Genomic DNA, 26,222 nt, shown 5'->3' on the forward strand with positions numbered 1-26,222 from the left:
TTTGAATTGATATCGGGAGTCATCCCCAACGGTTCATGCCCGCCCGCCGAGCCGGCGATCCCGCGCGCGCAGGCGCACGCCGTCGCGGATGTTCAGTCCGACCAGGACCGCGTTGGCCGCGCCCACCACCAGCTCGGCGGCCTGCACGGTGTAGAACAGGGCATCGACCGCGCCGGCCCGCGCGCGCAGGTAGAGAAAGATCGCCAGGGGCACCAGCACCACCACGCCTTTCACCACGACGAGGTGCGTGCGCCGCCGCTTGCGCGCGACCACCGGATCGTCCGCCGGCCCCAGGGCCGCGCCGCTCGCCCAGGTGAGCAGGAGCAGCGGCACATAGAGCGCCATGGCCCAGGCGATGGCGCGCTTGACGCACACCAAGGCCTGCTCCGTGAGCAACAACTCGGCGACCACCGTCGTCCCCAAGAACGCGAGCAGCAACACGAACACCAGCGCCCCCGCCACGGCGTGCACCGTGCGCAGGATCACGCGCCCGCGCCCTCGCCGTCTGGCTCCGACGCGCGGCGGCGCTCGAGCAGCACGTACAGGCTGGGCACCACCACCAGGGTGAGCACGGTCGCCGCCGCCACGCCGCCGATGATTACGGTGGCGATGGGCGAGAAGCGCTCGGCGCCGACCGCCATCTCCAGCGCGAGCGGCAGCATGCCGGCGATGGTGGACAGCGCGGTCATCATGATGGGACGGAAACGCGCCTCCACCGCGTCGGCGATGGCGTCCTGCAAGGCGCGACCCGCCGCGCGTCTTTGATTCGCGAAGTCGAGCAGGATGATGCCGTTGTTCACCACGATGCCGACCAGCAGGATGATGCCGAGCAGCGCGGGCATGGAGACGTACTTGCCGGCGATCAGCAGCGCCGCCGCCACGCCGATGAACTGCAAGGGGATCGCGCTCATCACGGTGACCGGGTGCCGGAAACTGCGAAACTGGATCACCAGCAGCAGGTACACCGCTAGCGCGGCGAAGGCCATGGCGCGCACCATGCGGGCCTGCGCCTCGGTGAAATCCTCTTGCTCACCGGCCAGCACCACCGTGTAGCCGGGGGGCGGGGTATACGCGGCGAGGCGCGCCTGCACGTCGGCGACGACCTCGGACAACGGGCGACCGAGATGGAAGCCCAGCACCTCCAGCGTACGCTGACCGTCCTCGCGGGTGATCACCCGGGGCCCCAAGCGATGCTCCAAGGCGGCGACTTCGCGCAACGGGACCGCGCCCACGGGTGTGCGCAGCATCACGTCCTCCAGGTGCTCGGCGTAGCGCCGATCGCCTTCGGCGTAGCGCACCACCACTTGCAGGTCGCGGCGCAGGGGCTGGCGAAACGGCGTCGCCACCTGGCCGTCCACGGCGCGGTGCACGGCCTGGGCCACCTGCACGCCGGTCAGGCCCAACTCCGCGACGCGCTCGTTGTCGAGCCGCACATGCAGCTCGGGGGTATCCACGCCCCAGTCCTTGTAGAGGTCGGTGATGCCGGGCACGTCGCGCAGGCGCGCGAGCAGGGCGTCCGCGATCGCGTCCAGCGCGGCGGGCTCGGTACCGCTCGCGCGCACCACGATGGGCGCGGCGGTGCCGGCGCGCGCGGTGCCGCCCATCTCCTTGGGCGCACCTAACGTGACCCCGGGGATGGCTTCGAGCACGTCGCGGGCCTGATCCATGATGGTCCACTGGCTCACCGCGCGCGCGGTCCTTGGGGTGAGATTGACGGTGATTTCGGCCTGGTTGACCGCCATCGCGCCGCGGTCGCCGAGCGCGCGCGCCGCCGGCTCGTGGCCCATGCGCACGCTGACGCCGGTGGTGTAGTCCTGCGCGAGCAGGTGCGCCTCGACCTGCGCCGCGGCCCGCGCGGTGTCCTGCAAGGTGCTGCCCGCCGCGAGGTCGACCAGCACGCGGAAGCTGCCGGAGTCAAAACGCGGCAGCATCTCGCTGCCGTTCACGCGCAGCATGACGAGCGAGCCGGCGAGCAGCAGCAGGGCGAGCACGAGCGTCGCGACCGGGTGGCGTATGGCCGCATGCAGGCCGGCCAGATAGAACACGCGCGTGCCGTGCAGGGTGCGATCAACGCGCAGCGCGAGCGGGCGCTTGGGGCGCGCGCTCGTCGGCTTCAGCCAGTAGGCGCCGAGCAGCGGGATGAGCGTGACCGACATGACGAACGAGGCGCTCAGCGCAAAGCCCAGCGTGAGGGCCAGCGGGCGGAACAGCTCCCCCACGAAGCCGCCCAGGAACACCAGCGGAATGAGCACGCTCAAGGTCGTCAGGGAGCCGCCGAGCTTGGCGGTCAAGATCTCCGCGGTGCCGTCCACCGCCGCCTGCAGCGGCGGCTTGTCGGCGTCCATGTGCCGGTGGATGTTCTCCAGCACCACGATGCCATCGTCCACCAGCAGGCCGATGGCGAGGATGAGCGCCGACATCGTGACCATGTTGAGGTCCAGCCCCGCGAGCTGCATCAGGCCGAAGGTGGCGAGGAAGGCGGCCGGGATCGACAGGCCGATGATCGCGGCCTGACGCAGATTGGCGAGGAACAGCAGCACGATGAGCACGGTGAGGGCGATGGCGATCATCACCGTACGGGTCATGTCCGCGATCACGTGCTCGGTGAATACCGAGTCGTCATCGGCGATCGCGATCTCCAGCGCGGGCAGCGCGTCTTGCAGCTCGGCCAGCGCCTCGCGCACCGCGCGCGCGACCTCCACCGTGTTTGCCTCGCCGCGCTTCAGGATCTGCACCGCGATGGCGGGCTCGCCGTTGTGGCGGTAGGCGGCGCGCGCCTCGCCCGGCATCAGCCGCACGTCCGCGACATCCCCCACGCGCACCCGGCGCCCGCCGTCCGCGACCAACACAATGCCCGCGGCGTCCTCGGCCCCGCGGATGGGGGCGTCGAAACGCACCACGCTCTCCAGCGTGCCGTGGCGCACACGCCCGCCCGGCGCGCTGAGGTTCCAATCGGCCAGCGCGCGCACCACACGGTCCATGTCCAGCCCATAGGCCTCCAGGCGGTCGCGCCGCAGGGCGACGTGCAGCTCCGGCTTGTAGCCGCCGAACACGTCGACCGCGGCCACGCCCGGCACGCGCTCGAGGCGCTCGCGCACCGCGTTGTCGGCGAGCTCGCGCACGTCGGTCAGCGGGAGGTCGTGCCCGCGCAGCGCGGCGGTCACGATGGGCTTGTCCGCGGTGGAGAACTCCAGCACCTGCGGCTCGCCGATGCCGGTCGGGAGTTGGCGGCGGATGCGGCTGATGGCGTTCTGCACGTCCACCGCCGCGAGCGCCGCCTCGCGTCCGTACACGAACTCCACACGCACCACCGACAGCCCCGCCTGGCTGCTGGAGGCGATGCGCACCACGCCGTCGATGCTGGCGACCTCCTCCTCCAGCAGCTTGGTGAGTTCCGCGTCCACGTCGGCGGCCGCCATGCCGGGATACTCGGTGATCACGGTCACCGTGGGCGGGTCGGTATCGGGAAAGAGCTGCACCGGCAACTCGAAACGCGCCTGCACGCCCAGCACCAGCACCGCAAGCAGCAGCGCGATTACCGCGTGCTTGTAGCGCAGCACCCACTGCGGCCAGTTCATCAGCGGGCTTCCGTCGCGCGCACCGCTTCCCCGTCGCGCAGGCGGGGGTCGGCGGTGACGATGATTCGGGCGCCGGGCTCCACGCCCTCGCGTATCCAGGTCAGGCCGTCACGGGTCGGACCGGTGACGACCCCGCGGCGGTGCGCGACCTCGTCCTCCACGATGTAGACCCAGGCGTCGCCGGCGCTGCCGTGCACCGCCTGGGCAGGGACGGCGAGGGCGTCCACCGACTCCAACTCGACGCGGGCGGTGACGGCCATGCCGGGGCGCAGCCCGGGCGGCGCCTCGAGGAACAGCGCCGCGGCGGTCGCGCTGCGCGTGGCGGCATCGAGCGCGGGGTACACGCGGTCGACGCGGGCCGGCCACGTGCCGTCCAGCGCGGGGACCGTGAGCTCGACGCGCGAGCCGGCCTGCAGGGCGGCGGCGTCCCGCTGCGGCACGGCGAACACCGCCTTGAGCGGCTCGGTTGCCACCAGTTCGATGAGGGCGCGGCCCGCGCCCGCGAACTCGCCCGGCTGCGCGTGCAGGGTCTGCACCACCGCGTCGAAGGGGGCGTGCTCCACCGTGTAGGCGAGGCGCGTGCGCGCCGCCGCCAAGGCGGCCTGATTCTCGCGCGCCTGGCCCTCCAGCACGGTCACCCCCCGCCGCGCCTCGTCGCGCACGCGCTCGGGCGTCATGTCGCGCCGATACAGGTCCTCCTCGCGCGTGAGTTCCTGGCGCGCGTGGCGCAGTTCCGCCGCCAGCCGCTCGGCTACCGCCTCCAGGCGCGCGAGCTCGTGGCGCAGCTCGGTGTCGTCCAGGCGCACCAGCGGCTCGCCCTGGCGCACGCGCGCGCCCTCGCGGTGCGCGACCTCCGCGACCTGGCCGGCCACGCGCGCCGAGATCACGGCCCGCACGTCGCTCTCCACGCTGCCGCTGTAATGACGCTGCACACTCAAGGGGCGGCTCTGGACGGCCACCACCTCTACCGCCAGCGGCGGACGCTCGCGCGCCGGCACGGGGTCGAGCCGGTCGCCGATGCGCTGGGCGGCCGCCAAGCCCACCCACAACGCCAACAGCAACAGCAGCGCACCCGCGCCGATGCGCTGCGCGCGGGACAGCGGTGGTGTGCGATCACTCATCGGACGCGACCCCGGGCGCCAGCAAGGCAGGTCCCAGCAGGCGCCACAAGGCCTCGCCCTGCTTGGCCAGCGGGAAATCGAAATCGGTCAGCGACCAGCGCATGACCTGACCCTGCACCAGCGCGACGATGAGGCGCGCGGTCTCCTCCGGGTCCAGATCCGCGCGGAAGCGCCCCTCGGCCACCCCTTCGGATAACAGGGTCGCCACGCGCGCCGTGTACGCGTCCATGATGCGGCGCACCACCGCCTTCAGCTGCGGATCCTCCAGGTGCAGGCGCTCGGAGAACAACAGGCGCGGCAAGCCCTTGCGACGGCTGATGAACTGGAGCTGACGCGCGAGCAGCTGCCTGAGCCGCGCGTCGGCCGGCCCGCCGCCCGCCAGGATCGGGGTGAGCGCCGCCAGCAGGCTCTTGCCGATCCACTCCAGCGCCGCGCGCAGGATCGCATCGCGGGTCTTGAAGTGGCGAAATATCGTGGGTTGGGCTATGCCGACCTTTTCCGCGATCGCCTGCGTGGTGAGTTGCTTCACCCCGCGTTCGCCCGCCAGGTCCAGCGCCGCCTGCACGATCTCCTCGCGGCGCTCCTCGCTCGACTTGCGCATGATGGCCCTTTGAAAGCGATTGATTGCTTACAACTGTATGGCCCTGCCGCCCGAGGTGCAAGGGGGCGGCGCCGCGGGAGCGTTCCCGCGCGTCGTCAGGTGCGGCGTTCTTGCGGGCGCCGGTAGCCGCCGAGCAGGCCGGGCTTGGCGAGTACCAGCTGCCACAGCTGCACCGCGCGCGCGCGGAACGCACCCGCGCAGGACAGCAGGTAGTAGCGCCACATGCGGCGGAAGCGCTCGCCGTAGTGGGCGAGCTGCGGCCAAGCCGCCTCGAAGTTGCTATGCCAGGCCATCAGCGTCTTGTCGTAATCGGCGCCGAAGTTGTGCAGGTCCTCTATCACGAACAGGTCCTCCACCGCCTCGGCGATCTGGTCCAGCGAGGGCAGGTCGCCATTGGGGAAGATGTACTTGTCCAGCCACGGGTCGGGCACGTTTCTGCGGCGGTTCTTGCCGATGGTGTGCAGCAGGAACAGCCCGTCGTCCTTCAGGCAACGCGCGGCGACTTGCATGTAGGTACGGTAATTCTTGCGCCCCACGTGCTCGAACATGCCGATGCTCGCGATACGGTCGTAGCGCCCCGCGAGGTCACGGTAATCCTGCAGGCGTACCTCGACGGGCAATCCGGCGCATACCTCGCGCGCGACCGCGGCCTGCTCCTTGGAGATGGTTACGCCCAGGCACTCGACGTCGTAATGCTCGGCGGCGTACTTGATGAAGCTGCCCCACCCGCAGCCGATGTCGAGCACGCGCATGCCGGGGCGCAAGCCGAGCTTGCGACAGACCATATCGAGCTTGGCCTCCTGCGCCTCGTCGAGCGTGCGCGCCTCGGCCCAGTAGCCGCAGGTGTAGGTCATGCGGCGATCGAGCATGGCGCGGTAGAGGTCGTTGCCGAGGTCGTAATGGACCTCGCCCACTTGGGCTGCGCGCTGCGGCGTCTGCAGGTTCACCAAGCGGGCCCGCAGCGCGTGCCACGCGAGGCGCAGCGGATGCACGCGCGCGTGGAGGCGGGCGCGCAGCAGGCGGAAGAAGAATTCGTCCAGTTGCGGGACATCCCACTCACCCGCCATGTAGCTCTCGCCGAGCGCGAGGCTGCCGCCCGCGAACACCCGCGCGGCCACCTCGGGCGTGTGGAGCTCGATGTCCCAGGGACGCGATCCGTACAAGCGGATCTCGGCGAGTTCAAGCAGCGCCTCCAGCGCCTGTAGCTGACCGGAGGCGTCTCGGGATGCGCTCGGGGACAGGACGGGCTTGTTCATCGGCTACCTCGCTTTCTTCTATCGACGGTTTCTTGCGGCGGCGGGTTTTCGGATGTTCTGTACCGGGTGGGGGGGCCTCGCTGAACCTGGTGGAACCAAGCCGCCATCGCGCTTCCGGAGCAATGTTCGATGTCGGCAAATCGAGTCTAAGTGATTGTAGCAGCGTGCTTAGCCATAGCAACGCGGGGTGAACGAGACGCCGGCCGGCCGAGCCTGCGTGCCTTGGCGGCCGCGGGTTACCCGATCCTGATCTTCTGATTGGTACGCGCGGCGTGCCCGCCGCCTTGGCCAGTCGTACGCCCGGCGCGCCGTGTTTTTGCAATGGCGCATCCCGAATGACACCATATCCCCACCTCCGGCGGCGTCGCCGCCGAGGCCCGGCCGCCGGCGCGGATGGCGGTCGGCGGACCAGGGAGCGGAACATGAAAACACTACAGCGGCCCCTCGCGCGGTACGGCTTGGCCGTGGCGGCGCTGGTGGTGGCCACGGTGCTGCGTTGGGTCCTGGATCCCTATCTGGGCCAAGGCGTTACCTTTTCCACATATTTCGCCGCGGTGGCGATCGTCGGTCTGTACGCGGGCGTCGGTCCGGCGGTTTTCACGCTGCTGGTCGGCGGCCTGTTGGCCGAAAGCTTGTTCTTGTCGTCGCGAGACCAGATGGCCTTCGGGCCGCCGGAGCTGTGGGCGAGCATCCTGCTGTTCTACCTCGCCGCCGCCCTCATCGTGCTGCTGGTGCTGCGCCTGCGCGCCAGCATGCTCTCGGTCGGCGAGAGCCGGCGCGAGATCGAGGACCGTGAGGATCTGCTGCGGCGGATCACCGATGCGGCGCCCATGCTGTTCGCCTATCTGGACCGGAACCTGCGCTATCGGTACGTCAGCGCCGGCTACGCGCAGTGGTTCGGCGAGCCTGTCGAGGCGATCTGCGGCCGGCCCGTGCAGACGTTGGTGGGGGAGGCGGCCTACCGGTTCATCGAGCCGCAGCTCCAGCGGGCGCTCGCCGGTGAGACCGTGGAGTTCGAGCGCGACGTGCCGCTCGCGAAGGCCGGCACACGGTTCCTCCGGGTGCGTTTTTTCCCGGTGCGCCGCGGCGGGCAGATCGAAGGCGTATCGGCGGTGATCGTCGATCTCAGCGAGCGTCGGCGCCTCGACGAACGCGACGCCCACCTGGCCGCCATCGTCACCACCGCCCAGGAAGCGATCATTACCAAAGATCTCGATGGCAAGGTGACGAGCTGGAATCCGGGCGCGGAGCGCGTGTACGGCTACACCGCCGAGGAGATGGTGGGCGCCTCCATTGAATGCCTCACCGCCCCCGGCCGCCAATCGGAGACGGCGTGGATATCTGACGAAGCGCGCGCCGGGCGGGCGATCGACGGCTACGAGACCGTCCGCCGGCACAAGGACGGGCGCCTCATCGACATCCTGCTGAGTGCCGCGCCGATCCGCGATCCCGAGGGGCGGGTCACGGCGGTGGCCGCCATCGAACGCGACATTACGGAACGCAAGCAGGCCGAAGCGGCCCTGCGGGTGAGTGAGGCGCGGCTACAGGCCATCATCGACAACTCGCCAGTGGTGCTGTTCATCAAGGACCTGCAGGGCCGTTACATCCTGGCCAACCGCAGCTACCTCGAGCTGTTCAAGACGACCGCCGACGAACTGCTCGGCTTGACGGACCGCGAGCGCGCGCTGCCCGCCGAGGCCGTCGCTCAGATGCAGGCCAACGATCGTAAGGTCATCGAGTCGGGCGAGCCCCACGACTTCGAGGAGAGCGCGGAAATCGATGGCGAGTCGCGCACCTACGTCTCGACCAAGTTCCCCCTGCGCGACGCACAGGGCAACATCTATGCCGTGTGCGGCATCTCGACCGATATCACCGACCAGAAGCGTCAGCAGGAGGCCCTGCGGGAGAATGACCGGCGCAAGGACCAGTTCCTGTCGATGCTGGCGCACGAGTTGCGCAACCCGTTGGCGCCGATCGCCAATGCCGTGCAGGTGCTGCGCATGGAGGGCGTGGAGCCGGGCGGCCGCGTGGCATGGGCCGCGGGCGTGATCGAGCGCCAGGCGGCGCACCTTACTCATCTGGTGGACGATCTGCTCGACATTGCGCGCATCAATCGCGGCCGCATCCAGCTGCGCCGGGCCCCGGTCGAGGTGGGCGCAGTGCTGCGCCGGAGCGCTGACCATGCGCGGCCGCGTTTCGAAGCGCGCGGGGTCACCCTGGAGGTGGCACTGCCCCAAGAGGCGCTGGTCGTCGATGCCGACGAGGGTCGCCTGGTCCAGGTGGTCGATAACCTGCTCGACAATGCGGCGAAATACACCGAGCGCGGCGGGACGGTGCATCTCTCGCTCGAGCGCGACGCCGATCGGCTGAACATCCGCGTGCGTGACAGCGGCATCGGCATCGAGCCGAGCTACTTGCCACGTATCTTCGATTTGTTCGAACAAGCCGACGCGAGTCTCGATCGATCGGGCGGCGGGCTGGGATTGGGTCTCAATCTGGTCAAACGCCTCGTCGAGATGCATGGCGGCAGTGTGGCCGCGCACAGCGACGGTCTCGGCCAAGGCAGCGAGTTTGTCCTGTCCTTGCCGCTCGCCAAGCTGGAGCGGCCCCCCGCCGCGTGCAGCGCCGCGTTACCGGTCGCGGCGCCCCGCCGGGTGCTGCTCATCGAAGACAACGCCGACGTGGCGCAATCCATGGAGATGTTGCTGGCGACGCTCGGCCACGAGGTGCGGATCGCATCCACTGGTCACGACGGGATTGCGCAAGCGCAGGCGTTCCGGCCCCACGTGGTGCTCACCGACCTCGGTCTGCCTGACATCAGCGGCTTCGAAGTGGCGCGCGCGCTAAGGGCGGCCTTGGGCAGTGGCGCGCGGTTAGTCGCCGTCAGCGGCTACGGGCAGGAGGAGTATCGGGCGCGCTCCAAGGAGGCCGGTTTCGACGAGCACCTCGTCAAGCCGCCCACCTTGGAGGCGCTGACCCGCACCTTGGCGGCCGCGCCCGAGGGGCACCCCGGCGAGCCCGATCAGCGCGCCTCCGGCGACAGCTCCTGAGGCGGGTGCGACACGCCTCAGGGGCCGAAGTCGAACGATTCGGTGGACGGCGCCGCCGGTTGGTTCCGGGGCAACGTGTCCTCGCCAGACGCACCGCCTGCCGGGTCTCCGCCCGGTGCCTCCATCCCGTCGGGTGCGTCTCCGGCCCCGCCCGGTTGGCCGCCCGCAGGCGGATCGCCCCCGAGCGGCGCGCCGGGCGTCGCCATTCCGGCGTCTCCATCCGGGGCCGTCTCGCCGGGGTCGCTCCCCTGCGGCGCCATGGGGTCGGGCATCGCCGGCGTGCCCGGCCCGCCCAGTGAGCCCGGCGCCGGGTAAGCCTCGGCGCCGCCCGGCACCCAGCTGGGCGCGCCATAGTCGGCCGGGCCTTCGGCCTCGGGTAGCGGTGTCGCATAGCTCGGCGGCTCATAGGGCTCGGTGCCGGGCGCGGGGTCCAGGCCGCCGCTGAACGGCACCCGCATCTGATCCTGCTCGCCGGTGGGCTCCTCCGGCAGGGTGTCCGCCCCCTCGTCCCAACCGCCGGCCCCGGCATCCCCTTCCGCCTCGGTGCTCGGCGGCGGTTCCCCCCAGTACCCGTCGGCGGCCGGCTCGCCGGCGCCGTCGCCCAGTGCCTGGGCGAAGACCGCCGTGCCCGGCAGGGCGAGTAACAGCGCGCCGGTGGCGAGCGACAGGCCGCCGCCGATCCGATGTAGCGTTCGAATGAGCATGTAGCCTCCCCGATCCATGGCTTGCTCCACCCGCGAAGCTTAGTCAGTTGCATGCCCCGCGCAATCCGCCGCACGCTTCGGCCCATCTGCTATGTTGCTGGGCAGGGCTACGCCACGGAAGGGAACGCCGCCGTCAATGTCGAACCGTCGAGGGGAGCACGCACGCACGCAAGACGGCCGCGACACCGCGTTGCCGCCGGAGGCCCTGTTCCACGCCTGCGCGCCCGCGCAGCTTCACTTCGAGACCACCGAGGAACTGACCGACCTGGAAGGCGTCATCGGCCAGGCGCGCGCTTTGAACGCGTTGAACTTCGGCCTCGACATGCCCCACGAGGGCTACAACCTGTACGTGCTGGGCTCCACCGGACTCGGCAAACGCACGCTGGTCAACCGTCTGCTCGCGGACACCGCCGCCTCGCGGCCGGTGCCGAACGACTGGTGCTACATCAACAACTTCGACGCCCCGCATCGCCCCTGCGCCTTGCGCCTGCCGCCGGGGATGGGGCAGGCGTTGCGCCAGGATATGCAGCAGGTGGTGGAGGACATCATCTCCGGGCTGGAGGCCGCCTTTCAGAGCGAGGCCTATCGCGCGCAGTTGCAGGAGATCCACGACGAGCTGAAGGCGCGTGACGAGGCGGCCTTCGACGCCCTGCGGGAGAAGGCCGAAGGGCGGCAAGTGGCGCTGCTGCGTACCCCCTCCGGCTACACCCTCGCCCCCTTGCACAAGGGCGAGGTGCTGAGTCCCGCCGAATTCGACAAGCTGCCCGAGGCGCGCCAGCAGGCGATCGAGGCGGCGGTCGAGGAACTGAAACAGGAGCTCAAGCAGCTCATCGCGCAGCAGCCCCAGTGGCAGCGCGAGATGCGTCAGCGCCAGAAAGAGCTGAATCTGAGCATTTCGGGACTGACTGTGGATCAGCATCTGGCCGAGCTGTGTCGAAAGTATCGCGACCTGCCCGACGTGCTGCACTACATCGACGCGATGCGCCGGGACATGTTGGAGAACGCGGAGCAGATCCGCAGCCTCGGGGAAGAGGCGGGCGAGGGGCCGCAGCCGGCCGGCCAGGCGGCACGCCAGCTCAACCGCTACAAGATCAACGTGCTGGTCGACCATGCCCGCAGCCAGGGCGCGCCGGTGGTCTACGAGGACAACCCGACCTATCAGAACCTGGTCGGGCGGGTGGAGCACACCGCCCGCTTCGGCACCCTGGTCACCGACTTCACCCTCATTAAGGCCGGCGCGCTCGCGCGCGCCAACGGCGGCTACCTGGTCCTGGATGCCGACAAGCTGCTCACTCATCCCTTCGCCTGGCCGGCGCTAAAGCGCGCGCTGCGCGCGCACGAAGTGCGGATCGAGTCCCTGGAGACCATGCTCAGTCTGGCCGGCACCACCACCCTGGAGCCCGAGCCGCTACCGCTCGACCTCAAGGTGGTGCTGATCGGCGACCGGCTGCTGTACTACCTGTTGCAGGAATACGATCCCGAGTTCGGCCGCCTGTTCAAGGTGGCGGCCGACTTCTCGGAGCACATCAACCGCGACGCCGACGCCACGCGCCAGTACGCCCGCTTGATCGCCATGCAGCAGCGGGCGTGGGCCCTGCGCCCGCTCACGCGCGCGGCGGTGGCGCGGGTCATCGAGCAGGCCGCGCGCCGCGCTGCCGACGGCGAGCGCTTGTCCTTGCACATGGGCGGCTTGGCCGATCTGCTGCGCGAGTCCGACTACTGGGCGGGTCACGCGGGGGCGGCGCGCATCGAGGCCGAGCACGTCGAGCGGGCTGTGGAAGCCGCCATCGAGCGCCTGAGTCGGATCCGCGAGCGCGTGCAAGAGGAGATCGCGCGCGGCATCCAATTGGTGGATCTGGACGGGGCGAAAGTCGGGCAGGTCAACGGCCTGGCCGTGCACAGCCTGGGGGACTTCAGTTTCGGGCGTCCGGCGCGCATCACCGCCACCGCGCGCCTCGGCGAGGGCCACGTGGTCGACATTGAGCGCGAGGTGGAGCTCGGCGGCGCCATACATTCCAAGGGCGTGCTCATCCTGTCGTCCTACCTCGCCTGGCGTTACAGCACCGACCTGCCGCTGTCGCTCGCGGCCAGCCTGACCTTCGAGCAGTCTTATGGGCCGGTCGAAGGCGACAGCGCCTCGGTGGCCGAGCTTTGCGCGCTGCTGTCGGTGCTGGCGCGCGCGCCCGTGGATCAGGGCCTGGCCGTCACCGGTGCGGTGAATCAACACGGCGTGGTGCAGGCCATCGGCGGGGTCAACGAGAAGATCGAAGGCTTCTTCGATGTCTGTGCCGAGCGCGGGCTCACGGGCCGGCAAGGCGTCATCATTCCCGCCGCTAATCGCCCGCACCTGATGTTGCGTCGCGACGTGGTGGCGGCCGCGCGCGAGGGGCGCTTCCAGGTCCACGCCGTGGCGCACGTGGATCAGGCGCTGGCGCTGCTCACGGACCGGGCCGCAGGGCGCGCCGATGCCCAGGGTCGGCTACCGCCGGACAGCGTGAACGGTCGGGTGCAGGCGCGGCTGCTCGAGTTCGCGCGCCTGCGCCAGGCCTATGCAGGGCGCGACGGTGACGACGGCACCCCTCGTTGACGACGGCGACCGGCCGCCGCGGCGCATCCGGCTTACGCTCGATGGGGCCGCCGGCGCGCGCGCCGCGCTGCAGACGGCCGTCACGCTGGCGAGGCAGTTCCAGGCCGATCTCGAGGCGATGCTGGTGCAGCACGTCGCCCTCGGCCGCGCCGCGGGCCTGCCGTTCGCCGCCGAAGTGAGCCTGTTCGCGGGCGCTGAGCGGCGTCTGAACGCGCCGACCATGCAGCGTCAGCTGCATGCCGTGGCGGCGGAGGTGCACGTCCTGCTCGCCGAACTGGCCGCGCCGGCGCGCATCAACTGGTCGTTGCATACCCTGACCCGCTCCCGCTGGGAGACCGTGTTGACCGAGCCGGATGAGCCGGGCGTGCTGGTGGTGGGCCATCAGGAGCGCCATCGCCTGGTCGTGCGGACACCGGTCGAATCGGCGGAGCGCGTGGTCGTGGTCGACGCGGACGGCCCTCGCGGCCGGCTGGCGCGCCGGGTGGCGCTGGCACTGGATCCAAACCCGATGATGGTGCCGACGACGGTGGACAACTTGATGCCGCAGATCGCGGCGTTGCGGCCTCGGGTCTTGATCCTGCCCGCAGGGGCGGCCGCCGAGCGGCTCGCGGCGCTGCGGCCGCTGCTCGCGCGCCTGGACTGCACCGTATTGCTGGTGGGGTGAGGCGGGACGCCGGGGCGCCGCCCGGCCAGGGGCCGCACCCTCAGATCAGGGGCACGAACGCCACCGCGAGCACGTCCCGAGTGGTCATCCCCCCGTCCGGCTCGCGCACCCCGACCACAAGCTCCTGGGCGTAGCCGCCGCGCGCCACCGGCATGACCAGCCGCCCGCCCGGTTTCAGTTGCTGCACCAAGGCGGGGGGGACCCCCTCGCCGCCGGCGGTGACGATGACGGCGTCGAACGGCGCGGCCTCCGGCCAGCCCTCGCGTCCGTCGCCGGCACGCACGTGTACGCGCCCGTACCCGAGCTCGCTCAGCCGCGCGTCGGCCTCGGCGGCCAGCTCGGGCACCACCTCGATGCTGTACACCTCGGCCCCGAGTTCGGCCAGCACCGCCGCCTGATACCCGGAGCCGGTGCCGATCTCTAGCACCCGCGCACCGTAGGCGAGGTCGAGCAACTGGGTCATCAGCGCGACGATGAACGGCTGGGAGATGGTCTGGCGGTACCCTATTGGAAGCGCGGTGTTCTCCCAGGCATAGGCGCGGCTTTCCGGCGGCACGAAGCGATCGCGCGGCACGCGCCGCAGCGCCGCCACCAGGCGCGCGTCGGGCGCCGCGAGGCCGGTGCTGCCGGCGGTCTCCTTGAAGTCCCGCGCCAGGCACTCGATGAGGGCCTGGACGCGCGGGTCCGGGGTTTTGCGCATGAGTTCGAGTCCGTGGTCCCGTTACCTCCATAACAGGTCGCGTGGGACGGGATTGCAAGCCGGGCGTCGGCGGCGCTGCAGCTTAGCCATACTTACGCATTGGGAAGCGCGTGCTTCCCGGCGTGTGGGCGCCGCGGGCGCCGCGAATCAGGAGGAGCAAGGTGGCAGAACTGGACGGGAAGGTGGCGTTGGTGACGGGCGCGGCGTCGGGCATCGGCCGCGCCACCGCGCTGTTGTATGCGCGCGCCGGGGCGCGGGTGGTGGTGTCGGATCTTGATGAGGACGGTGGTGAGGGGACCGTGCGGCAGGTGCGCGAGGCGGGCGGCGAGGCGCAGTTCGTGCGCACCGACGTCGCCGACCCCGCGGCCTGCGCGGCGCTGGTGGACGAGACGCTGGCGGCCTTTGGGCGGCTCGACGCGGCCTGCAACAACGCCGGCATCGCCGGCGAGCAGAACCCGACTGCGGACTACAGCGTGGCCGGCTGGGACCGGGTGATCGGGATCAACCTCTCCAGCGTCTTCTACTGCATGAAGGCGCAGATCCCCGCCATGCTGAAGGGCGGCGGCGGTGCCATTGTGAATATGGCCTCCATCCTCGGCCAAGTGGGTTTCGCCGGTGCGCCTGCCTATACCGCTGCCAAGCACGGGGTGGTGGGTCTAACCCGGGCCGCGGCGCTCGATCACGCCGCGCGCGGTATCCGTATCAACGCCGTCGGACCGGCCTTTATCCATACCCCCATGATCGCGCAGTTGGAGGAGGACCCGGCCGTCTACCAGTCCTTGATCGACCGGCACCCCGTCGGGCGGCTCGGCAAGCCTGAGGAGGTCGCCGAACTGGTGGTGTGGCTCAGTTCGCCCAAGGCCTCGTTCGTAAACGGCGCCTACTATCCGGTGGATGGCGGCTATCTGGCCCAGTGAGGGGCAGTGACCTTAGCCGGGGCGCCCGTCGATCCGCGGCTGCAGCAGCATGGGCGCATACGTCGCGGTGAACAGCCCGAAGGCCACGATCCATAGGACCTGCGAGAGCCCGATCCACAGGCCATAGAACTCCGGCCACGCCAGCGGCAGCAGCACCCGCACCACCGCGCCGGCGATCAATGCCGCGAACAGCCACCCGACGATGCGCGGCGGCCGTGCCACGTCGCGCCCGGTGTGGCCGAGCGCCACCCGGCTCATCATGCTGAGGGTGATGAGCCCGATGCCGCCGTAGGCCAGGGCGTGCAGCGCGAGGGAGGGGTGCACCGCCGCGAACACGCTCGCCGCCTTCAACGCGAAACCGACCGCGATCCAAACGAGCGCGAGGTACAGGCTCCACAGCAGCGGTTTGCGCCACAGCGCGGGCGTGTGCCAGTCGTACAGGCGCAGGGCCTGCAGGGCGAACAGCAGCAGCGCGAGGCTGCCCGCGAGCGCCGGCGACAGCCGCAGCGTCTCCACCAGCAGAAACGCCACCATGGCCCCTACGACGGCGAGCTCCAGCCACGGCCGCGTCGTGAGCTGCACCGGCCCCTCCACGCCCCGCTCGATGAAGAACGGCACCACGCGCCGGCTCATCACCAGGATCAACAGCACCACCAGGTACAGGCCGAGGTGCAGTCCGAGGGTGGGACCGGCCGCGAGCAGCCCGAATGCGCCGAGATAGAACAGCGCGTGTGCCACGGTGAGCAGCGCCGGCATGGCGACGATGCCGCTCTGCTGCCACTGGCGAGCCTTCACCACCGGCTGCACGACCGCCGCGACCAGGGCGAGATTGAAGGCCAGGTCCAGCAGTGCCATCGCCCCCAGCGCGGCGGGATGCGGCACCATGGCCGCCGCGCGCGCGCCGAGCCACAGCAGGGCGAGCACCAGCAGCGGCCGCCCGTGCCAGGTGTCCACGCCGGTCCAGTTGCGCACTGCCGTGAGCAGAAAGCCGGCGATGACCGCGAGGGTGTAACCGAACACCATCTCGTGCGCGTGCCACAGCGGCGGGGCGAGCGGCAGTCCGGCGGCGGCCGCGGGCTGGAAGTAGAGCCCGCCCCACACCGCCACCGCGAGCGTCGCGAACACCCCGGCGAGCAGGAAGAACGGCCGAAAGCCGAGCTGGAAAAGCACGCGCCGAAGGGGGCGCGCAGCGGGAGCGGGCTTGGGAGCGGGCATGGCGTCTCCGGTGGGCGGGGGCCGATCAAAGAGGTATCTCATCTGCATCTTATAGCGGCTGCGGCGGCGATACCAAGCCGCTCGGCGGACGGGGACGAAACTGCGGGCGGGTTCCCAATCTTGCAAGTTGCCGGGGTCGGGGAGGCGAAGCGGCCGGCGCGCCGCCGCCGGTTGGTTGAACCCGCCGCGGTGGTTCGCTATATTCTGCGCCCGCTCACGGCTCCGGCCGCGGGCGCTTGTCTGGCCACAGAGGCATCGCTTTTCGATGGACAGTTGCAGTACCAGCCCTACGCGCGCGAAGGCCGCCGGCCTCACGTCGTGGCGGCGCGTCCGTCGGAGCCAGCCCCCCACCGCGGTCATGTGACCGTTCGGGCGCGCTCCGACGTGCCGTACCACGGCATGATCGGGCGATGCCCGCCACACCGCGCGGCTGCCGCATTCTGCGGCGGCCGTGTCCGGCCGAGCCACGGTCTTCGCACTTCGTTATGCACCTGATCCCCCGCCGTCCGCGGGTAGAGGAGCCGACGCAATGACCGAATTGAGCAAGCAGGGAATGGGGATCGCCAGCGGCGATCGCGCTACGCACGACCCGCACGTGGAAGCGGCCGTGGAGAACGTCGACCGCGCCGTGCGCCAGGGCGCCTATGGGGCCGCGCGCATGCGTTTTCTGCAGTTGGCGGAGGATTCGCGCGTGCAGGTGCTGGAGCGCGTCCGGGTGCAGGATGCCGCCCGCCTGGCGGGCAGTCTGCCCGCCTACTCGGTGGCGCGCCTGTACGAGCGCCTGCCGGGGCGTCTGGGTCAGGCCATCGTGCGGGCCCTGCCGCGCGGCAAGCGCCACGGCGTGGGCGTCATCCTGCATCACCGCCGACGCGTGTGGGCGCCGGAGCACGCCGCCTCGACCTGAGCGGCGCGCCTCCGGCGCGTCGCTACGCCGCTACCTCCGCATAGGGCGCGGCGTGGCGCGCCTCGCGCAGCGCCCGCGCCCACCACTGCAGACGCTCCAGCATGGTCGCCATCACGCGCTCGTAACGCGCCGGCGCGTGCAGGTTGCCCGCGGCATCGAACTGCTCCCACACGTTGGGGAGGCAGACCCCGTCGCGCAGCGTCACCGCGTGCAACTCCGGAAACACCTGCCGCAGCTGCTCCACCGCGCGCAGCCCGCCCGACAACCCCCCGTAGGAAACAAAGCTCACCGGCTTGGCCTGCCACGGCGTGTAGGCCGCGTCGATAAGGGCCTTCAGGGGAGCCGGATAGCCGTGGTTGTACTCCGGCACCACGATCACGAAGGCGTCGGCCGCCTCCAGGCGCTGGTGCAACTCGCCGCTGGCGGGGTCGTCGGGGGCCGGATGGGTCGGCAGCGCGAGCGCCAGCGGGTCGATCACGTCCAGCTCGAACGCGCCGTGGGCGGCGATGTGCGAGCCGGCCCAACGGCCGACCGTCTCGACCAGGCGCCCCTCACGGGTACTGCCGTAGATCATGGCGAGCTTGATGCGTGGCTTCACGGCGATGTCTCCTGCTTTGCGGTTGCGTCGTCTGGTGGGGCACTGTAAAACCTCAACTAAGGTTAAGGTCAAGAGAGGGCGAGCCGATGCCGAACCGGGAACATGCGCAGGCACTGTCGGTCGGCGAGGTGGCCGCGCGCAGCGGCGTGGCGGTCTCGACGCTGCACTTCTACGAACGCAAGGGCTTGATCCATAGTCGGCGCAACGCGGGCAATCAGCGGCGCTATCCGCGCGAGGTGTTGCGGCGGGTGGCGGTGATCAAGGTGGCGCAGCGGGCCGGGATTACCCTGCAGGAGATCCGTGCCGCGCTGGCCGCGCTGCCCGAGAGCCGCACGCCGACCAGCGCCGATTGGCGGCGCCTGTCGGCGGCCTGGAAGGCGCAGCTCGACGCGCGCATCGAGCGCCTGACGCGCCTGCGCAATCAAATGAGTGAGTGCATCGGCTGCGGCTGCCTGTCGCTGGAGGTCTGCCCGTTACAGAACCCGGACGATGCCTTGGCCGCAGAGGGCGCGGGGCCACGCCTGCTCGATCCGGCCGCGCGCGAGTGACGCGGCGGGAGGCCGTCCTCCCGCCGCGCGGTGATTACTCGTAGTAGAGGTGCTGCAGGGGCTGGTAGATCAGGGTCGGACGCAGCTTGGTGCTGTAGGGCAGGCCGGCGAAATTCTTCCAGCCGTCCCAGTCGCGCTCGTCGATGACACCGTCGTTGTTGAGGTCGAGCAGGTTGCCGTTGACGCCCGTCTTGGGCATGCCCTCGAAACCCTCCCAGATGTTGCGCACATGCGTGTAGCCGGCCTCGGTGAGGATGTTCGCGGCAGCGATGCTGCGCGCCCCGGTACGGCACAGCACCAGCAGCGGGGTGTCGAGATCGGGCACCGCGGCCTTCACGCCCTCGACCAGCAGTCGGGCCTTTTCCTCATTCGATAGCGTCGGATCGACCGTGGGGTGGATGCGCGGGTACGGTACGTGCAAAGCCTTGTCGGGATGGCCTGCCACGTACTCGCCGATGCTGCGCACGTCGAGCAGTACCGGGTTGGGGGTGCCGGCGTTGTCGGCGCCGTTCTGCCGCCCGTAGGTGGTGAGCACATAGGCCTCGGATACGCTCACCTCGGAATGGTAGTTGCGTTCGCGCTCATAGCGATTTCCATCCGCATGCGCCAGCCCCGACAGGGCGAACGCGCCGGCTGCGCAGGCGCCGATCCATGCTTTTTTGTGGAATGGCATTGTTATCCTCTTGGTCCTTGGTGGTGGTCAAGGACAAGGCACCGCGTGACTCGCTGCGCATCGTCGCCCTGTCCGCCCGATCCACTAGGTAGTACAAGAAGCAGCTGACGACCAAGGACGTGCGTCACATGTCCTCGCGGGTGCCCACCTTCTTCGCAGTCTTGCGGCGCTTTCTTGCGCGGCGTGTCACCGAGGTCGAGCAGCGCCGGTCGCGGCCGCGTAGGCGCGGCGGCACTCAGGTCTGAAGCCGGTCGCGGACCTCGGCGGTGATTTCGTAGGAGCGCAGGCGCGCGCGATGCTCGAACATCTGTGTGGCAATGATGAGTTCGTCGGGCGCGGTGCGCTCGATGAACGCGCTCAGCTCGCGCGCGACCGTGGCGGGCGCGCCGATTGCCGAGCAGGCCAATACGTGGTCGAGCAGCACGCGCTCGGCGGCATCGAGCCGCGTCTCATAGTCGGCGATCGGTGGCGGCAGCGGCGTCGGGTGTCCGCGGCGCAGGTTGACGAAGGCCTGCTGCATCGAAGTCGCGAGCACCCGCGCCTCCTCGTCGGAGTCGGCGGCAAACACGTTGAAACCCAGCATGAGGTAGGGGCGCTCGAGATACGCCGAGGGGCGGAAGCGTGCGCGGTAGAGGGCGATCGCGTCCATCAGCTGCTGCGGGGCGAAGTGCGAGGCGAATGCATAAGGCAGTCCCAGCGATGCCGCGAGCTGCGCCCCGTACAGGCTGGAGCCGAGAATCCACACCGGCACCTTCGTTCCTGCGCCGGGAATCGCCCGCACGGCCTGCTCCGGGGTGGGATCGGCCAGGTAACTCAGCAGTTCGGCCACGTCCTCCGGAAAACGGTCCGCATCGCCCAGGCGGTCGCGGCGCAGGGCGCGGGCCGTGGCCGCATCGGTACCGGGCGCGCGCCCGAGGCCGAGATCGATGCGCCCGGGAAACAGCGCCTCCAGGGTGCCGAACTGCTCGGCGACCACCAGCGGGGCGTGGTTCGGCAGCATGATGCCGCCGGCGCCGACCCGCAGGCGGCGGGTACCGCCCGCCAGGTGGGCGAGCACCACGGCGGTCGCGGCGCTGGCGATGCCCGGCATGTTGTGATGTTCGGCCACCCAGTAGCGCCGATAGCCCCAATCCTCCGCGTGGCGAGCAAGGTCCAAGGACTCACGCAGCGCCCGCCCGGCGTCGCCACCGGCCGTGATGGGGACCAGATCCAGGATGGAGAAGGCGGTCATTTCGTGCGTATCGTCCCGGTTGCGGTGGGGAGCGCTCAGGGTAGCCGCCGCGGCGTGCGTCGGCCAGCCAGCGGCGTGGGCCCAGGCGCGGCGCCCCGCGTCTATAGTTGGAAATCCTCGGGACGGGTGTTTCTCACGGGCGGGGGCGATGCGCTACGAGCTTTACTACTGGCCGGAGATCCAGGGGCGCGGCGAGTTCGTGCGCCTCGCCTTGGAGGCGGCGGACGCCGATTACGTGGACGTCGCCCGCACCGACATCGACGCCATGCTCGCGATAATGAACGATGCCGACACGCCGCGCCCGCCGTTCGCGCCGCCGTTTCTGCGCGCCGGGCGGCAGGTGATTGCGCAGACTGCCAACATCCTCGACTTCCTCGGGCCGCGCCTCGGACTCGCCCCGCCGAGCGAGGCGACGCGGCGATGGCTGCATCAGCTGCAGCTCACCGTGGAGGATCTGGTGGTGGACGTGCACGAGACGCACCATCCGGCCGGCGCGAGCCTCTATTACCACGAGCAAAAGCGCGAGGCGCGCCGGCGGGCGGCTTACTTCACCGCCGAGCGCGCGCCCGAACTGCTCGGCTACTTCGAGACGGTACTCGCGCGCAACGGCGGGGGGCGCGGCTACATGGGCGGCCGTCGGCTGAGCTATGTGGATCTGTCGATGTTCCAGATCATCGACGGGCTGCGCTATGCGTTCCCGCGAATGATGGCGCGCCTGGCGCCGTCCATCCCGGCACTGGTGGCGCTGCATGCGCGCGTGGCCGAGCGCCCACGTGTGGCGGCTTACCTCGCCTCCGAGCGGCGCATTCCGTTCAACGAAGACGGGATCTTTCGGCACTATCCCGAACTGGATGCATGACCCAGGAGCGGGTGAGAGGAACGAGAATCTGCACTAGGCGGGCTACTGTGATCCGCCCGTACTCGCGCGCTCAGAAAGTGAGCGTGTAGCGCAGGTAGTAGTCGGTGTCCTCGCGCTTTCGCAGCGCGGTGGCGTGGCGTTCGAGATCGCGGCGCCCGCGGATGCGCGCCTCGAACGATTGCGTCTTGGACAGGCGCCACTGATAGCGCGCCTCCAGCAGCTCCTGGTTGTTGCCGAAGTCGGGCGACAGCAGCCAGCCGCCGCCGACCTGCCCGTAGACGACGCCGATGTTGTGGCCCGGCGCCAGATCCATCAGATTGACCGAGGTCTGCCAGGCGGTGCCGCTGGCGTCGCCGACGCCGGGCAGGCCGATCGCCGCCTCGGTCGGCCGGGTGGGTGCGTAGCCCGCTTCCCCGGCCCAGACGAAACGCATGCCGTGCGTCAGCGGCCACTGCAGCGCGAGCCGGCCACTCAGGGCCACATAGTCGTCGGTCGGCCCCGCACCGACGCCCTCCGAGTGCAGGGCCTGCGGGATGTAGGTGATGTCCCAGCCGCGCTGCAGCAGCAGCCCCTCGGGGTCTTTGTGCTCCATGCCGATGTAATAGGTGGCGCGGCTGGCCGCGTCCGTGAACGCGAGCGGCGCGCGGCGCACAGTGGTCGGGCCCTCCGCCTCGCTGTATTGGAGGATGGCGTGGTAGTCCCAGCCGCCGAGGTCCGTGTAGCGCAGGTGGAGGCCGTCGGTCCAGGTGATGTCGGTGCTGGGCGAGTCGTTGCGGCTCAGAGACTTCTTGGCCACGCCCTCCAGCTCGAACTTGGTCTGCATGCGGCCCAGCTTCAGGTCCCAGCGCGCGCTGGGCTGGTAACGGAGGTAGAGCTCGTCCAGCGTCGAGTCGCCGAAGCGCAGGCCGTCATCGGCGGGAATGGTGGTGAAGAACTCGAAGTGCTCGTTGTTGGTGTCGTGCGTGGAATAGCGCCCCGCGAAGCGTGCGTTGGTGCTCAGCGCCTCGGTGGCCTGCCAGGTGACGCCGGCACGCAGGCGCACCCGCCAATCGCTGTCGTCGCTGCTGGCGCCGTCGCGATCGTCCCGTTCACGGCTGAAGTAGCCGCCGCGCGCGTCGCCGCCGACGCTCACCGTGCCCGGTTCCGCGGCACTGAGGGTCGCGGGGGGCAGCAGCGCGAGCATGAGACCGAGCGGGAGCGCATTGCGTCGCATGAAGGACTCCTTGGGCAGGTGCGGCAGCATGTGTCGCGCAAGCATAGGTGAAGGGCGCTGAGCTGGGCTACACGGCATCCCCCGGTTTGGCGGCGTTGCCCTGCGCCAGGCGCGCGATGGCGGCGTCGCCCTCGCGCGCCAGGGCCTCCATGCGGTCGATCTGCTCGTCGAGTTTCGGCAGTGCCTCGCGCCGATAGCGCGCCACCTCGTCGATGGCGCCGAGCACATCGGCGAAGGCCTTGCGCAGCGTTTCCATGTCGAGCACGGTGGTGGCGGCGCGGTTCTGGATCTCCACCCCCTGGCTGCGCAGTGCCTGGGCGGTGCCGCCGATGAGCTGCGCGGTGGTGGTGTTGAGCGCCTCGACGCGATCCAGCACCAGGCGTTGGTTGGCCAGCGCCAGCGCCACCGTCACCGCCACGTTGAGCGCCGACACCGTGACATTGATGGCGCGATCGACCCCGCGCATGAGTTCGCGGTTGTTGCGGATCACCACCTCCAGCGCAAGGATGCCCTGCTGACTGACGGCGAGCTGCTGCTGCAGGTCGACGATGCGTTGGCGCAGCGGAAACAACAGTTCCTCCTCGATGAAGCGCCGCTGCTCGTCGCCCTCGGCCAGGCGCGTCGCCTCCGCCTCCAGGCGCGTGTCGATCGCCCGGCCGAGCGCGATCTGCCCGCGCAGTTGCACCAGCAGTTCGCGCAGCGCCTCCTGGTCGTCGGCCAGCGTGAGGTTGTCGCGGCGCAGCATGTCCCGGCCCGCCTCCAGGTCGTGGATGATCGCGTCCAGCGCCTCTTGGGAAGTCTCGAACTTGTGGAAGTAGCGCTGCAGGCGGTTGCCGACGCCCGGCACGAACGCGAGCGCGCGCGAGCGTGCCGGTGGAGAGATCATGGCGGCCGGGGTCGAGCGCCTGCATCTTGGCGCGCAGGTCGAGCAGCGCCTGGGCGACCGGCCCGCCCTCGTCGCCCTGGTGGGCGAGCTTGCGGATCGGCGCCTGCAGCATGGTGCTGCGGCGCGCCGCCTGACGCTGGACCTCGATGCCCATGCTGTCCACCGCCTCCCGCGGCGGCGGCGCACCCGCCGCGAGCAGTTCGCGCACGAAACGCTCCGCCGCCGCCGCGACGTCGGTTTCGGGCGCGGCCGCCTCGGTCGGCGCCACGCTCTCCAACGGCGGTACGGACAGCCCCAGATGGGCGTCGACTGACGGCTTGTCGGCGTTGCTCATAAGCGTACCTCCTGCCAGGCTGCGCACGATCCGCGGCAGACGCGCGGATCGTGCGTACGGTTAGGGAAGCTCTGAATCGTGGTCCGAGCAATCCAGGAGGGATTCATTCGGACCGTCCTTAGCCACCACGGCCATACGCCTCGGCCTTGTCGATGAAGCGACGCAGCGCCCCGACGGCCTGTTCCAGGGCCACCGAGGCCTGCGGCCGCTCGGTCGACACGCGCGCCACCGCCACCGCGGTGTCGTCCAGCGCGGTCAAGATGCCTTCGTTGCGCGCCGAGAGCCCATTCAGCCGCTGCGTGGTGTCGTCGAGCAGCGCGAGGCGTCGCGTGAGCGCCTCGCGCTCGTCGTGCGCCAGATCGTGCGCATCCAGGCGACGGCGCACGTAAAGCGGATCAATGCTGCGCACCCCGTGAGCCAGCGACGCCATCGCGTTCAGGTTGTCCACCGCCGCGCGGCATACCTCGGCCACCAGTTCCCGCGAGCGAGTGTAGGTGACTTCGCGCGGGTCGAACTTGGCATCCAGCACCTCGAGCGCATGCGCATAGCGGGTGTACAGGCGGTCGGCCTGCACCGCGAGGTCCGGACGGCGGGCATCCAGCAGGCGCTGTTTGGCGGCCGCCAGCGCCTGCACCACGGCGTCGGCGCCGGCCGGCGGCCGGGCCGGGTCCAGCACCGCCACACCGGCCTCACGCTGGGCTCGTTCGAGCGCGGCGCGCTCGGCCGCCGCCGTCGCCTCGCGTTCGGCCTCCCGCCGCGCGGTGGCCCGTCCCGCGCGCCAGCGATGCCAGCGCCGCTCCACCGGCAGCGTCACCGCGATGGCCGCCAAGCCCGCCAACCAACCCGCGAGGGTGGGCGAGAACCCGCCCCACAGCGAGGTGAGCCACAGCACGAAGGCGAGGAAGGGCACCACCAGCCCGTAGCGCACCAGCGCCTTCCAGCGCCGCGGCGGCTCGCTCGCTACCGCCAGCCGCGGTTTGACCAGACCGACCACGAACCACGGGATGCAGGAAAGCCAGAGCCCGTATGCGAAACCTTGCAGAAAGCCGAGCATGGGCGGGCACCTTCGGAACGTGCGCCGCGGCCTCAGGCGGCCGGCAGCCGGATAAGGGCCTCGGCCACACTGCCGATGAGGCTCATCAACAGGGCGGCGAGCAGTGCCGTACCGAAGCTGCGCACGTGCAGGCGATGGGTCAGCTTCGACACCAGCAGCAGCACGATGGCGTTCACCACCCAGCGGGTGATGAAAGCCAGCAAAAAGCCGATGCCGAGCGTCACGATGCCGATCAGTACGAACAGCAGCCACCCGATGAGGAAGTTCACGACCCCGAGCATGGCGGCGATGACGACCGCGTCCAGCGGCCGACGCACCTCCATGCCCGGTAGCAGGGCGGCCACCACCAGCACGGACAGGCTGAGCACGAGCCATGAGAGCAGCAGTGAAATCATGGTTCCAGCATAGGCGAGGATGCGCGCCTCGGCAGCGCCGCCGGGGCCGTCATGTTGCGGTACGCAGGTGTTTGATCGAATATGCTGAAAGTGCACCCGCATGGGGGGCGCGGTCGGTGGCAGAGGGGGCGGATATGCCGTTCATCCACGTCAGATCCTTGCCGTTCGAGCAGCCGCTCGACGTGCAGGCGGTAATCGAGGGGTTGAGCCAGGATTTCGCCGGCTCGACCGGCATCGCCCTGCAGCATGTCACCGCGACCTGGACGTTCTTCGCGCCGGGCCATTACGCGGTAGCGGGGCTGGCCGCCTCTCACCAGCCGCGGCAGTCCCATCCCTTGCTGGTGGATTTGCTGGTTCCGGATCTCAACAGCGCCGACGACGTGCGCCGCATGCTCATCGCCGTCGCGTCCAGCCTCGCGCAGCGCACGCGGCTGCCGCGCGAGAATATCTTCATCAACTGCCGGGCGGCGCGCTCGGGACGGGTATTCGACGAGGGGCGCATTGCGCGCTGGTGAGTCGAGGGAGGCCTAGCAGGCTGTTGAAACTGCCTGCTAAACGCGAGGCAAGGGTTGCCTGGCCCGCCGATCGAGCACGCAGGTGTTGGATCGGCGTCGGCCACTGCAAAAGGAGGGCGCATGCTCAAGTTCATTCGATTTGCGGAGCTGCCGGTGACGGACCAGGACCGCGCCGTGCGCTTCTACACCACCAAGGTCGGCCTGGAGGTGGAGCAGAACGTACCGTACCAGGACGGCTGGCGGTGGATCGAACTGTGCATCCCGGGCGCCCAGACCGGCCTGCTGTTCACGCCGCGCCCTAACGACGACGACTGGGACGTACCCAGCCTCATCATCAGCGTGGACGACGTGCATGCGACCTACCGCGCCCTGCACGGCAAGGGGGTGCAGTTCACCCAGCCGCCCCTAGCCGCGCCCTGGAATCCCCGCGAGGTGTTCGCCCATTTCCGCGACAGCGAAGGAAACATCATCGAAATCGTGGCGCGCGCGCGACTGAGCCGCCGCGCGCGTACTTTTGCTCGCCGATGGGTGGCCGAATACGCGTGAGTGTGCTGTGATGCACTTCCCAAGCAGTTTCTGAGGGGTACACTAGCCCCATGTCCAAGAAGAGCATTGCCCG

The 26,222-nt window shown here is 70.0% G+C and carries 23 protein-coding genes and 1 pseudogene; 9 read left to right on the forward strand and 15 right to left on the reverse strand.

Features of this window, described 5'->3' with window-relative positions; genetic code table 11:
• Positions 1 to 33 precede the first annotated feature (33 nt).
• The 5 genes from HUS23_09025 to cfa form a co-directional block, all read right to left on the reverse strand.
• A complete protein-coding gene (locus HUS23_09025) occupies positions 34 to 483 on the reverse strand; it encodes a hypothetical protein (protein ID QKT05025.1) in 450 nt (149 codons plus the stop codon).
• Positions 483 to 3,578, reverse strand: coding sequence for an efflux RND transporter permease subunit (locus HUS23_09030; GenBank protein ID QKT03949.1), 3,096 nt, complete (start codon positions 3,576 to 3,578; stop codon positions 483 to 485). The genes HUS23_09025 and HUS23_09030 overlap by 1 nt, the downstream gene beginning before the upstream one ends.
• The gene (locus HUS23_09035; protein ID QKT03950.1) at positions 3,578 to 4,699 is read right to left on the reverse strand and encodes an efflux RND transporter periplasmic adaptor subunit; all 1,122 of its coding nucleotides are present in this window, start codon (positions 4,697 to 4,699) and stop codon (positions 3,578 to 3,580) included. Before HUS23_09035 ends, HUS23_09030 begins: the two co-directional genes overlap by 1 nt.
• Entirely contained in the window at positions 4,692 to 5,303 is a 612-nt protein-coding gene (locus HUS23_09040; GenBank protein QKT05026.1) for a TetR family transcriptional regulator, read from the reverse strand. Before HUS23_09040 ends, HUS23_09035 begins: the two co-directional genes overlap by 8 nt.
• 92 nt (positions 5,304 to 5,395) lie before the next feature.
• Positions 5,396 to 6,556 carry a cyclopropane fatty acyl phospholipid synthase gene (gene cfa / locus HUS23_09045; GenBank protein QKT03951.1) on the reverse strand — a complete coding sequence of 387 codons (1,161 nt, stop codon included), beginning with the start codon at positions 6,554 to 6,556 and terminating at the stop codon, positions 5,396 to 5,398.
• 422 nt (positions 6,557 to 6,978) lie between these two features.
• On the opposite strand from cfa, the gene HUS23_09050 reads away from it, so the two are divergent.
• Positions 6,979 to 9,606 (forward strand): PAS domain-containing protein, encoded by a 2,628-nt coding sequence (locus HUS23_09050; protein ID QKT03952.1) that lies wholly within the window; start codon positions 6,979 to 6,981, stop codon positions 9,604 to 9,606.
• 17 nt (positions 9,607 to 9,623) lie between these two features.
• On the opposite strand, the gene HUS23_09055 is transcribed toward HUS23_09050, so the two are convergent.
• Entirely contained in the window at positions 9,624 to 10,310 is a 687-nt protein-coding gene (locus HUS23_09055) for a hypothetical protein (protein ID QKT03953.1), read from the reverse strand.
• 136 nt (positions 10,311 to 10,446) lie between these two features.
• Between HUS23_09055 and HUS23_09060 the strand changes: the two genes are divergently transcribed.
• Together HUS23_09060 and HUS23_09065 are read left to right on the forward strand one after the other, a co-directional pair.
• Positions 10,447 to 12,897, forward strand: coding sequence for an AAA family ATPase (locus tag HUS23_09060; GenBank protein QKT03954.1), 2,451 nt, complete (start codon positions 10,447 to 10,449; stop codon positions 12,895 to 12,897).
• Positions 12,875 to 13,561, forward strand: coding sequence for a hypothetical protein (locus HUS23_09065; protein ID QKT03955.1), 687 nt, complete (start codon positions 12,875 to 12,877; stop codon positions 13,559 to 13,561). Before HUS23_09060 ends, HUS23_09065 begins: the two co-directional genes overlap by 23 nt.
• Before the next feature lie 40 nt (positions 13,562 to 13,601).
• On the opposite strand, the gene HUS23_09070 is transcribed toward HUS23_09065, so the two are convergent.
• The gene (locus HUS23_09070) at positions 13,602 to 14,261 is read right to left on the reverse strand and encodes a protein-L-isoaspartate(D-aspartate) O-methyltransferase (protein ID QKT03956.1); all 660 of its coding nucleotides are present in this window, start codon (positions 14,259 to 14,261) and stop codon (positions 13,602 to 13,604) included.
• A gap of 170 nt (positions 14,262 to 14,431) precedes the next feature.
• Between HUS23_09070 and HUS23_09075 the strand changes: the two genes are divergently transcribed.
• Positions 14,432 to 15,178: an SDR family oxidoreductase gene (locus tag HUS23_09075; protein ID QKT05027.1), complete on the forward strand. Its 747-nt coding sequence runs from the start codon at positions 14,432 to 14,434 to the stop codon at positions 15,176 to 15,178.
• A gap of 12 nt (positions 15,179 to 15,190) precedes the next feature.
• Here HUS23_09075 and HUS23_09080 read toward each other — a convergent pair whose 3' ends face one another.
• The gene (locus tag HUS23_09080; protein QKT03957.1) at positions 15,191 to 16,393 is read right to left on the reverse strand and encodes an NnrS family protein; all 1,203 of its coding nucleotides are present in this window, start codon (positions 16,391 to 16,393) and stop codon (positions 15,191 to 15,193) included.
• Positions 16,394 to 16,946: 553 nt separating this feature from the next.
• On the opposite strand from HUS23_09080, the gene HUS23_09085 reads away from it, so the two are divergent.
• Positions 16,947 to 17,297 carry a hypothetical protein gene (locus tag HUS23_09085; protein QKT05028.1) on the forward strand — a complete coding sequence of 117 codons (351 nt, stop codon included), beginning with the start codon at positions 16,947 to 16,949 and terminating at the stop codon, positions 17,295 to 17,297.
• A 22-nt stretch (positions 17,298 to 17,319) separates the two neighbouring features.
• Here HUS23_09085 and HUS23_09090 read toward each other — a convergent pair whose 3' ends face one another.
• Positions 17,320 to 17,895, reverse strand: a complete 576-nt coding sequence (locus HUS23_09090) for an NAD(P)H-dependent oxidoreductase (protein QKT03958.1) — start codon at positions 17,893 to 17,895, stop codon at positions 17,320 to 17,322.
• An 86-nt stretch (positions 17,896 to 17,981) separates the two neighbouring features.
• Between HUS23_09090 and soxR the strand changes: the two genes are divergently transcribed.
• Positions 17,982 to 18,443 (forward strand): redox-sensitive transcriptional activator SoxR, encoded by a 462-nt coding sequence (gene soxR, locus HUS23_09095; protein QKT03959.1) that lies wholly within the window; start codon positions 17,982 to 17,984, stop codon positions 18,441 to 18,443.
• Between the two features lie 34 nt (positions 18,444 to 18,477).
• Here the strand turns inward: soxR and HUS23_09100 are convergent, their stop codons facing one another.
• Both HUS23_09100 and HUS23_09105 read right to left on the reverse strand, forming a co-directional pair.
• On the reverse strand, positions 18,478 to 19,116 hold the full coding sequence (locus HUS23_09100) for a hypothetical protein (GenBank protein ID QKT03960.1): 639 nt from the start codon (positions 19,114 to 19,116) through the stop codon (positions 18,478 to 18,480).
• A gap of 235 nt (positions 19,117 to 19,351) precedes the next feature.
• The gene (locus HUS23_09105) at positions 19,352 to 20,347 is read right to left on the reverse strand and encodes an LLM class flavin-dependent oxidoreductase (GenBank protein QKT03961.1); all 996 of its coding nucleotides are present in this window, start codon (positions 20,345 to 20,347) and stop codon (positions 19,352 to 19,354) included.
• A gap of 148 nt (positions 20,348 to 20,495) precedes the next feature.
• Between HUS23_09105 and HUS23_09110 the strand changes: the two genes are divergently transcribed.
• Positions 20,496 to 21,206: a glutathione S-transferase gene (locus tag HUS23_09110; protein ID QKT03962.1), complete on the forward strand. Its 711-nt coding sequence runs from the start codon at positions 20,496 to 20,498 to the stop codon at positions 21,204 to 21,206.
• A gap of 70 nt (positions 21,207 to 21,276) precedes the next feature.
• Here the strand turns inward: HUS23_09110 and HUS23_09115 are convergent, their stop codons facing one another.
• From HUS23_09115 to HUS23_09130, 4 genes and pseudogenes are all read right to left on the reverse strand, one after another.
• Complete coding sequence (locus HUS23_09115; GenBank protein QKT03963.1) at positions 21,277 to 22,419, reverse strand: hypothetical protein; 1,143 nt, start codon at positions 22,417 to 22,419, stop codon at positions 21,277 to 21,279.
• Between the two features lie 67 nt (positions 22,420 to 22,486).
• Positions 22,487 to 23,639: pseudogene (locus HUS23_09120) on the reverse strand (toxic anion resistance protein).
• A 118-nt stretch (positions 23,640 to 23,757) separates the two neighbouring features.
• Positions 23,758 to 24,693: a cobyrinic acid a,c-diamide synthase gene (locus tag HUS23_09125; protein ID QKT03964.1), complete on the reverse strand. Its 936-nt coding sequence runs from the start codon at positions 24,691 to 24,693 to the stop codon at positions 23,758 to 23,760.
• Positions 24,694 to 24,725: 32 nt separating this feature from the next.
• Complete coding sequence (locus HUS23_09130) at positions 24,726 to 25,088, reverse strand: phage holin family protein (GenBank protein ID QKT03965.1); 363 nt, start codon at positions 25,086 to 25,088, stop codon at positions 24,726 to 24,728.
• 134 nt (positions 25,089 to 25,222) lie between these two features.
• Between HUS23_09130 and HUS23_09135 the strand changes: the two genes are divergently transcribed.
• Positions 25,223 to 25,603 carry a hypothetical protein gene (locus HUS23_09135; GenBank protein QKT03966.1) on the forward strand — a complete coding sequence of 127 codons (381 nt, stop codon included), beginning with the start codon at positions 25,223 to 25,225 and terminating at the stop codon, positions 25,601 to 25,603.
• A gap of 120 nt (positions 25,604 to 25,723) precedes the next feature.
• Positions 25,724 to 26,149: a VOC family protein gene (locus HUS23_09140; protein QKT03967.1), complete on the forward strand. Its 426-nt coding sequence runs from the start codon at positions 25,724 to 25,726 to the stop codon at positions 26,147 to 26,149.
• Positions 26,150 to 26,222: the final 73 nt, after the last annotated feature.

The sequence above is a fragment of the Ectothiorhodospiraceae bacterium 2226 genome (assembly GCA_013348725.1).
Classification (GTDB): Bacteria; Pseudomonadota; Gammaproteobacteria.